The sequence below is a fragment of the Serratia sp. H1w genome, from assembly GCF_000633355.1.
Taxonomy (GTDB): Bacteria; Pseudomonadota; Gammaproteobacteria; order Enterobacterales; family Enterobacteriaceae; genus Chania.
The window spans coordinates 21,379-30,983 of the sequence record NZ_AYMQ01000100.1; the positions used below are offsets into that span (position 1 = coordinate 21,379).

A 9,605-nucleotide genomic window follows, 5' to 3' on the forward strand; every position below is an offset into this window, starting at 1 on the left:
TGCGTAATGAAAACAACATCCATGCCGGAAATTGTCGGTATCCGCCACCATAGCCCGGCCTGTGCCCGCCTGGTGGCGGCGAAAATTCACCAACTGAATCCACGTTACGTGCTGATTGAAGGACCGATGGACTTCAACTCCCGGCTCGATGAGCTGTTCTTGCCCCATCGGCTACCCTTGGCTATCTACAGCTATGGGGTGCCGCAACAGCGTGGGCAGGGCGTGCGCCGAGGATCCTGGTCACCGTTTGCCGAGCACTCACCGGAGTGGCAGGCGCTGCTTCAGGCCCGTGCGAGTAAGGCAGAAATACGTTTTATGGACCTGCCGGCCTGGCATTCTGCGTTTGCCGCTATTGCCAATCGTTACGCCGATCTGGCCGATGCGGAACAGCAACAGCGGGCAGAGGATTTTGAACAGGCACTAGGCCTGGAGCTTGGCATCCAGGGACGCGATGCGCTTTGGGACCGGTTATTTGAGGACCAGTGCGATGTGCAGGAACTGGATCAACGCCTAAGCCACTATTTCCAACGGCTGCGCGGAGACGTTGCTGGCTCGCAGGGCAATCAGGATCGTGAAACCATGATGGCCCGCTGGATCCGCTGGGCCATGGATCAACAGGACGGTGCCGTTTTAGTGGTCTGTGGCGGCTACCATGCACCAGCCTTGATGAAATTGTGGCAAAGCCTCCCCAGCGAAGGGCATGAGCCTGAACTGCCCACTTTAAACCAATGTTTTGCCGATCAATCCGGCGACATCTCCTACACCACTGGCTCTTATCTGGTGCCGTACAGCTATAAGCGGCTGGATGCTTTTACCGGCTATGCTTCAGGCATGCCGTCTCCGGAGTTTCAGCAGTGGGTGTGGGAATTTGGCTTGGAGCAGGCCGGACTGTACGCTTTTCAACGTATTCTTGAACGGCTACGCCGGCTAAATCTGCCGGCATCTACCGCCGATATGGGCGCGGTTTATCTACGGGTTCAGGCCCTTGCTCGGCTGCGTGGTCACCAGATACCGTTACGCAACGATTGGTTGGATGCCATGGCGGGTTCCTTGGTCAAGGAGGCGATGGATGTGCCTTTACCGTGGACCTATCGCGGTCCGCTGCGGCCGGGAACCGATCCTATCCTGGTGCAGATGATGGCGGTATTAGCCGGGGAGTCTCACGGTCAACTGGCCGCCAATACGCCGCGCCCACCGCTGTTGACTTCGTTGCAACAAGAACTAGAGCGGCTGGCGATAACCATGCCCTCAGAGCTTAAACTCGACCTGTTAAAACCCGAAGATCGTCAGCGTAGCAGGGCTTTGCATCAACTAGCGCTGTTGGCGATCCCAGGCATCCATTGCCTGAAAAGTGCCGGGCAGGCCATGTCGGGCGAAATGAGCGAACAGTGGCAACTGCGCGCTCCGCTTGAGCAGGCTGCCGCGTTGATTGAAGCGGCCTCCTACGGCGCTACGTTGGCCGATGCGGCACTGGCTAAACTGGAAGAAGCCTTACTGGAGCTGCACGGTAGCCAAGGCCTGGTGGTGGCGCTGGTTAAATTACTTCATCAAGCGGCGCTGGCTGGGCTGGCTGATTTCAGCAACCGCGTACTGGAACAGCTCACCACAGCGGTCAGCCAGGAAGGGAGCTTTGAGGACCTGGGCTTCGCGTTGGTAACGGCCCATACGCTCTATCGTCACGGTGAGAGCGTAGGTATGCAGGGGGCAGCCATCCTGTTGTCGGTGATCCAGATAACCTTCGACCGTGCGCTCTGGCTCTGTGAAAGCTACGGTAGCGTGAACCCCGCCGATAGCCATCGGCACATTGCAGCATTCCAGGCAATCCGCTTGGTAACGCAGGATCTGCTCGCGTTGCCTGATGTTGACCGTAATACGATCTTTCCCGCCTTGGAAGCCGATCGGGCACTCACCGTTTGGCAAAGAAAGGCCTCGGTGAACGATGCCGATCCGCTTAGCCGTGGTGCGGCATTCGGTGCATTGCTCAGCCTGAATGACAGCGTATCGCCGATCGCCCAGCCGTTAGCGTTACTGTCCACCCTGGCAGCCAATAAAATGGGCGATGCGCTCAGCGGGCTGATCGCATTGGCACGCCACCAGTTAACCCAGGATCTCACCTTTGTCGACGGTCTGAACCAACTGATCACTGCGCTGGACGACGAAGACTTTTTGCTGGCAATCCCCGCGATGCGTGGAGCATTTGCCTGGTTACCGCCTAGAGAGCGCGGTGAGTTTGCCCGCCAGATCCTGGAACTGCATCAGGCAGGCCATTTACCGGTTTCGTCGTTAAATGGCGAAATTACCCCCGCAGCGCCGCAGGAGATTGCTGCTATGCAACAGGCAGAAAAATGGGCGCTGGACATCCTTGGCCAATGGGGGCTGACATAATGGCGAAACCACTATCACCCGAGTTACAGCGCTGGCGCTTGCTGTTAGGTGAGGCCGCGGAAGCCTCATTGGGCGAATTGGACGATCACTACCGTTCAGTCGATAGCGCATTGGAATGGCTGTATGGCCGTGATCCGGAACGTTTGGCCCGCGGAGAGCGTGGAGCCGGCCTGGGCAAGTCCAGCCTGACCACGCCAGAGTGGATTAATGAAATTCATCAACTGTTTCCGAAAGAAGTGATCGAAAGGCTGGAGGTGGATGCGGTTGAACGCTACGGCATTGACGATGTGGTCACCAATCTTGACGTGCTGGAGCGTATTGAACCCTCGGAAGCGTTGCTAAAAGCGGTGTTACATACCAAACACTTGATGAACCCGCAGGTGCTGGCTGCCGCACGCCGGTTAGTGGCGGAAGTGGTGCGGCGGATCATGGAGCGGCTGGCCCGTGACGTGCGTCAGTCATTTTCCGGCAGCCGGGATCGGCGTCGCCCCTCACAGGTAAAGGTCGCGCGTAATTTTGATTTCAAGCGCACCGTTGCCGCAAACCTGCACCGATGGAGCCCACAGCACGGCAAATTGTTTATCGAAACCCCGGCGTTTATGAGCCGCGTTAAACGCCATAGCGAACGTTGGGACATCATCCTGTTGGTAGACCAAAGCGGTTCAATGGTGGATTCGGTGATCCATGCCGCCGTGATGGCGGCCTGCCTGTGGAATTTACCGGGTATGCAAACCCGGCTGGTCGCTTTTGATACCGCCGTGGTGGATTTAACCGCAGACGTCAGCGATCCGGTCGAACTTTTGATGAAGGTTCAGCTAGGGGGAGGAACCGATATTGCCAAGGCGGTTGGGTACGCACAATCCTGCATCACCAATCCGCAACGGACGATTGTGGTGCTGCTGAGCGATTTCTTTGAGGGCGGCAGCGAAAGCGAGCTGGTACGGCGGGTGCACACCTGCATTCAGGCCGGGGCGAAAGTGCTGGGGTTGGCGGCGTTAGATCATCAGGCCAACCCACAATATGACCGTGACATGGCTAACCGGCTGGTCGCAGTTGGCGCTCAGATAGGGGCTATGACGCCCGGCGAATTAGCGGCCTGGCTGGCAGAAAAGGTACAAGGATGACGATACGTTCCGATTTACTTGAGCTCACGCCGGAAGCCTTGATGGCGTTGAGCAATGCGGGCTTCGTCAAGCGCGCGCAAAAAGAGGTTGCCGAAGGCAAGCTACCGGAACTGACCGAGCACGATGATGGCCGTGTTGATGCCACGTTCGGCGATGGTAATCAGGTTTCTTTTCCCATGGGAAAAACCCTGCGGGATGCGACCTGTAGTTGCCCAGCCAGTAGCATGTGCCGCCATCGGGTGACGCTGGTGTTGGCCTATCAGGCGTTACATGCCGCCGGGGATGATGATACTCAGCCGCCAGCAGTTTCAGCGGGCTGGTCACCGGCCAGATTTAGCCAACAGCTCAGCGAGGTACCGCTATCAGTGATTACCCGGGCTAAAAAACTGGTTCAGGGCAGCATCGTGGTGCAATTGAGTAAAGGCAGCGGGGCGCAAGCCACTCCGTCTGCTCGTTTACCAATGTGTGACGTGCGGTTTTTCTCCCGTAGCAGCCTGGCCCATGCACGCTGTGACTGCATTCAGGAGACGATCTGCGAACATATCGTGATGGCGGTCTGGGGTTTTGAGCAGGCCGAACTCAGCCAACCGGATTTCCAGCAGCTAACGCTGCAAATCAACGTGCCCGATGGCACACAGACCGGACCTAACGCCTTATTCGAACAGCCGGAGGCCGTGTTGTTACAAACGGCGTTGGATAAACTGCTGCTCAAACTGTGGTCGGACGGCAGCAGCCAGCCAGAAACGGCCATCAAACCACTGATGGCTGAAGTGTCTCGCCATGCGCAGCAGTTGCAGTGGCGCTGGGTGAGCGAAAGCCTGGACGATATTCAACAAGGGATAGCCGATCAACATCATCGTTCCAGCCGCTATCATCCGGTTGATTTTCTACAGCGGATCAGCGGGCTTTCCGCTCGTTTAGCGGCGGCCAGGCACATGGATCTCCAAGCACAACAGCAGACTTTACCACGCCTTCCTGCGGCAGAAATTGTCGGGCTGGGCGTCAAAGGCGAGATCCAGTTGGAACATCTGAAACTGGTTTCACTCGGGGCGCGTTACTGGGCCGATGAACAGCAGGAAGGGGTGAAGTTAATTTTCACCGATCCTGATTCCCAAGCGCTGATGGTGATCGAACGCCAGTGGCCGAAGCACAGGGACCCGCAAGGTATACCAACGCCGATCGGCAGCCGGCGGATTGCTGGCCATCCGGTAAAAAAACTGGCCGCCAGCCAGGTGATCACCAATGCCGCCAAACGCCGGGCAAACGGGGCGTTAGACATTGCCAGCGGTAAACAATATACCAGCGTGTTGCCGCTTTCATCCCGTGCGTGGGAGCTGTTGGGGGAACCGCTCAGGCAGCCCGATGCCGCAGCGCTGAAACGCTATCTCCAGCAGGCGCTACCCGATTTTGTACGCCCCAGGCAGCCGATCGAACAGCTGCATATTTTACCGGTCAGCGAGGTGCTGGATTGGCGCTGGGACCCGGCCTTGCAGTGCTTACAGATCGACATTGTAAGCGGAGAGGCAAGTGACGAGGCTGATAATTACGTGACGGTGTCACTAAATTACGATATTGCCGCCCCTCAGGCCATCGAGGCATTGGCCAAGGCAATGCTCACGCCAGCAACGCCGCCGCGGTTAATTTCAGGTAGGGTGAAGATCGAGTCAGGCACGCTGTTTATTGAGCCGTTGGCCGTAGCCAATGACGCCCAGATATACTCGCTGTGCGCCGATGAGGTAGAACCTTTCCCGATGGAGCGCCAGGCCGATCTACAACAGCGTACAGGCATGCAACAAACGTTGGCAGAAATGGAAACGCTGTTGGCCCAATGGTTACAGCAGGGGATCCGGCACCAAGGGGCTCGTGGGGTTGATCGGGTAGCAATCCTGGCCGAAGCGCTGCATGGCTATGGCCTGGCACAGCTGGCCGAGTGGCTCAACGAGTTACCCGACCGTATTCGTGCCAACGACCACACCGAATTGGTTCACCGCTTGATGATGATTTATCAAACGCTGCGCTTGGTGAAGGATCAGCGGAACAATTAACGGGAGTAAATATTAATAGAAATCAATTACATTATCATATGATTTATTCATTTGACACGGTTGTAATAATTAGCTTAAGCTCCCCGCACTCATTTGGGGAGTAGCCTTCCTTCATCATGAAGGAGGATGTGTCAACATACTCAGCAATTTGCTGTGGCACATCCGTCGATCAGATTGGCGAGACCATAGGGGTAATATTTCTTTTTGATTGGGCGAGAAATATTACACCATGGTTTGATACGCCCAGTCGGTATTTCCATTATGACCGTTTTTACTCTTGTTTCTTTTAATGATTTCACCGTTGAAATCGCCAAATCCCCTTGCGCTATGAGGGCTAAAAAATGACATTTTCATTTTTTCAGCTCGGCGTATCCTTAATCATCATCCTGATTGCCTCCGAAATTTTCACCAATGCCCTCGAACATCTTGGCGAAAGGTTGAAGATATCAGAAGGGGTGACCGGCTCGCTATTTGCCGCCATTGGTACCGCCTTACCTGAAACCATGGTACCCATTTTGGCGCTGGTTGCCGGCACGTCGGCGGCTAGCGTTAACGAAGAGATTGGCGTTGGGGCAATATTGGGCGCGCCGCTGATGCTATCGACGCTGTCGGTCTTTTTGATGGCACTGGCCGTGCTGCGGCAGCGGGGAATTAATGGGGCTATCACCCCAGAGCCGACGGGGTTTATGCGTGATACGCGCTTCTTCCTGCTGGCCTTTGTGTTGGCCGCGATCGCCTTGTTCATTCCTGTCGAGATGAAAGTGGCAAGGATGGGCGTCAGCATCCTGCTGGTCTCACTTTACGTCACCTATATTGTCAAAACCTTACACGCCTCTAAAAAACTGGTGGCCGAAGGCAATGGGACGGCGGCCGATAATGTGATGTTTTTATCCCGCGTGGGATTGCCGACCACGCTATTTACCATCATCCTGCAAACGTTGATCGGCTTAGCCGTATTAGTGGCGGGGGCATTAGGCTTTATCAATGGCGTGGCGGATGTTTCGGCCAAGCTTGGCGTTTCCGTATTACTGGTCTCATTGATTATCATTCCTATTGCTACCGAGCTGCCGGAAAAAGTGAACAGCATACTCTGGATACGTAAAGGAAAGGACACGCTGGCATTAGGGAATATTACCGGTGCGATGGTATTCCAAGGCACCATATTACCCGCACTCGGTATACTCCTGACGCCATGGCAACCCCGGCACGAAGTGTTAATCGGGGTGTTTATTACGCTGACAGCGGCATTTTGGCTGTGGATCAACGCCAGAAATAAAAATCTGAAAGTGTGGATGCTATTTATCAATGGCGCGTTCTATTTCACTTATATCACCGCCTCGATATTATTTAGCCGCTAGGGGGGCTCCTCACCCTTTCCCTTTGGGAGAGGGGCGGGGTGAGGGCCTATATTGGCGTTTCTTCAGTTGCTGGCTGGCGAATTTCACCACTTTTTCATCATTGCCGGTCAGCAGCCAAACCAGACTCTCATCCGGCGTATTAGGGTGTTTGGCCACCAGGCGGCGTATCTTGACCGACTTATCGTGCGCCATGATGGCGAGCAGGCTAGCCGCCGCGTAGGGTTGCCCTGGCAGTATTTCCCGAAGTTCCAACGAACTATGCTGCGCCAGTTGATTAAGGAGCTCAGTGGGGCGATAAGTGTAAAAGCGCACCAGCGAATACAACACGATCCAATGCTCGCTGTTAAACAACTGCTCTCTGATATCTTCCGGGGTATGTGGGTTACTCGCCAGGCTAGACAAGACTTCTGCACTGCTATCTTGCGCCAACGCGGTTAACATTTCGGCGCTGGCTTGCGGGTTGCTGGCAACGGCGGCCCGCACCATCTCATCCTCATCATTGGCCAACAGTTCTAGTAGCGCTGATGAACAATGCTGATTTCCCGCCATGACACGACGTTCGACGTTGCCCGCCGCATTGATGCGTTCAGCGAATAAATCGGGATGCCGTTGCACATAGGCGGTCTGATGCTCAAGCGTGAGTCTGGCAACCTCCGGTGAGGGATCGCTGAGCAGTATTTCAATCAATGGATCTGGCAGCGCCTGGTTCTGGGCGACCTCTTGGCGCAACATCTCAAACGGACATTGGCTGAATAAACGGAGTATCGCCACCGGGGTCAAGGGGCTGATGGCCAGCGAACGGTTAAATTGGAACAGACTGTTGGCTATGTCGTGCAAGTTGGTTTCAGTAGCCGGATAACCAAAGGTGCGGAACGGCGGTGTCTTATCACGCAACTGCGGACAATTTTCCGCAAGTTGCGCAACCCAACGAGAAAAAATTGGCCAATCAATGGCCTTGCCCTGTGCCAATGCAGCCATACCGGCAAAACTGTATTCGGTAAATACATAGAAATGCTGCGCCAGCTTTTGCCATATCAGCAGGGCAGTCTCGCCAGGCGGTGGAGTTTGGAACAGCGGCTGGTTGTGCGCAAGGCTGCTCAGGATAAACAGATCCATCGATTGGGTTAAATGAGCCAGAATGGTACCGGATGCGACGCGCTCCGCCAGGTGGCTGCGTACCCAAACGTTGCTATCGTCCAGTAAATCCGTCATCAACGCCTCATCCTCATAGTAGCAAGCGATGAGTTTGTATCTGACCAGGTGAGAAGGATCGTTTACCAGGGCCTGCAACAGAGTTCGTGGCGGGTTGACCAAGCGGAAGATCAGATTCTCACGTACGGCTTCATCGGGATGATGAATAGCAATGGTGGCCCAGAACGCTGGCCATAGCGGATTGGCGGCCAATTTATCAATGATGGGCCCCACCGGATCCAGATAATACTCCGAGTAAATTTTGTCCTCAGCCCGTTCATGGTCGGCTCTTGAAGCCATTGGCCAGCTGATCAACCCCTCGATCCACTCAGGATAGTGGGTGTTTAAAGCCTCCCACGCCTGCGTTTCGCTGCCATACTCCCACGGTTGCCAGCGTCTGACCAACTCCGGCCAGATCATGCAGGGCACAATAAACGGCTGCTTGCTTTGCTGTGCCACCTGAATTTTTAAATCCAGCGACAGCGCCGGCAACATATCAAGCAGGAGCTGACTGGGGGTATCTTTGGCGTTGGCCACGGCTTTTAAAAAACGCTCGGGGAAGGCGGCCCAACCGTGTTCAATCAGCAGCGCGCCAAACTCGGGGTTAGTGAGGATCTTGTTTACGGTGTTGCTGCGGGCAGTGCTTAATTCGGCGATATCCATGGCAAATGAGTTTTTATTATCCCTTCAATAAGGGAATACTATCCGATCGACGATGAAGTGAATACCCCCCTGTTGAACGCTGGTTTTCTGGCCCCATCATCTACCCAGGGAAATTTGGCTCTCTTCGGCGAAGGACCTGTGGCTTGTGGATTTTGACCGATTATGCTGGGCAAGGCGATCCTCGGCAACAGGCATATCCTGTTGGATACTTACCAAAAAAGATAGTGTCTACTTTTTAGATTGTGGCAGTGATTGGAATGGATATGCAACCACCTCGCGAACGTCCACTTTAGTTGATTTTTTGTCTGTGAAGGCAGGCCAACTATATGACTTGGTTATAAATTTCCACGAATAAAACTCCTTCGCCTCATCGGTGATTTTCAGGTTGAGAATACTCCAGCTTTCATCATGGCAATGTGATTTCCTGGCATAATCTTCTGCCGAAAAGCAAGCTCTTATCATTTCTTGTGATGAAAAAGGAATGTTTTTAAATGCCAATTGATATGAACCATCATCATTAATCATCATGAAGTTAGCATATTCCTCCTCTCGCCCACCTCCTGAGTACGATGTTGACCATTTTGATACTAACGCAATGGCCAATTTTGTTTTATTCAGCGGATATAATGCCGGGTATATATACACATCACTTTTGGTTAACTCATCATCAGCATTGCTCTCATCGTCATTGTCTTTGGAGAAACTCCACACAATAGCTTTAGAGTATCCATCACCTTCTTTTTTCACCTTCACTAGCTGAAGTTGTGGGGCAATAAGATAAAAGGTGTCATTCGTATCTTTTTCTTTCCAGATGGATACCTGTAGTGGTCAACTAATAC

6 protein-coding genes and 1 riboswitch are annotated in these 9,605 nt (G+C 54.1%); of the genes, 4 read left to right on the top strand and 2 right to left on the bottom strand.

Going from position 1 to position 9,605, the window contains the following annotated elements; all coding sequences use genetic code 11:
* Positions 1-6 precede the first annotated feature (6 nt).
* The 4 genes from U869_RS0122120 to U869_RS0122135 all read left to right on the top strand — a co-directional run bounded on the left by U869_RS0122120 (position 7) and on the right by U869_RS0122135 (position 6,912).
* The gene (locus U869_RS0122120) at positions 7-2,385 is read left to right on the top strand and encodes a DUF5682 family protein (protein WP_029987925.1); all 2,379 of its coding nucleotides are present in this window, start codon (positions 7-9) and stop codon (positions 2,383-2,385) included.
* The gene (locus U869_RS0122125) at positions 2,385-3,509 is read left to right on the top strand and encodes a VWA domain-containing protein (RefSeq protein ID WP_029987922.1); all 1,125 of its coding nucleotides are present in this window, start codon (positions 2,385-2,387) and stop codon (positions 3,507-3,509) included. Before U869_RS0122120 ends, U869_RS0122125 begins: the two co-directional genes overlap by 1 nt.
* On the top strand, positions 3,506-5,554 hold the full coding sequence (locus tag U869_RS0122130; protein WP_025122051.1) for an SWIM zinc finger family protein: 2,049 nt from the start codon (positions 3,506-3,508) through the stop codon (positions 5,552-5,554). The genes U869_RS0122125 and U869_RS0122130 overlap by 4 nt, the downstream gene beginning before the upstream one ends.
* An 82-nt stretch (positions 5,555-5,636) precedes the next feature.
* Positions 5,637-5,733: riboswitch (yybP-ykoY riboswitch) on the top strand.
* A 162-nt stretch (positions 5,734-5,895) separates the two neighbouring features.
* The gene (locus U869_RS0122135; RefSeq protein ID WP_025122050.1) at positions 5,896-6,912 is read left to right on the top strand and encodes a sodium:calcium antiporter; all 1,017 of its coding nucleotides are present in this window, start codon (positions 5,896-5,898) and stop codon (positions 6,910-6,912) included.
* 9 nt (positions 6,913-6,921) lie between these two features.
* Here U869_RS0122135 and U869_RS0122140 read toward each other — a convergent pair whose 3' ends face one another.
* Positions 6,922-8,766, bottom strand: coding sequence for a hypothetical protein (locus U869_RS0122140; RefSeq protein WP_025122049.1), 1,845 nt, complete (start codon positions 8,764-8,766; stop codon positions 6,922-6,924).
* 228 nt (positions 8,767-8,994) lie between these two features.
* Positions 8,995-9,513, bottom strand: coding sequence for a hypothetical protein (locus U869_RS0122145; protein ID WP_051588681.1), 519 nt, complete (start codon positions 9,511-9,513; stop codon positions 8,995-8,997).
* Between the last annotated feature and the right edge of the window lie 92 nt (positions 9,514-9,605).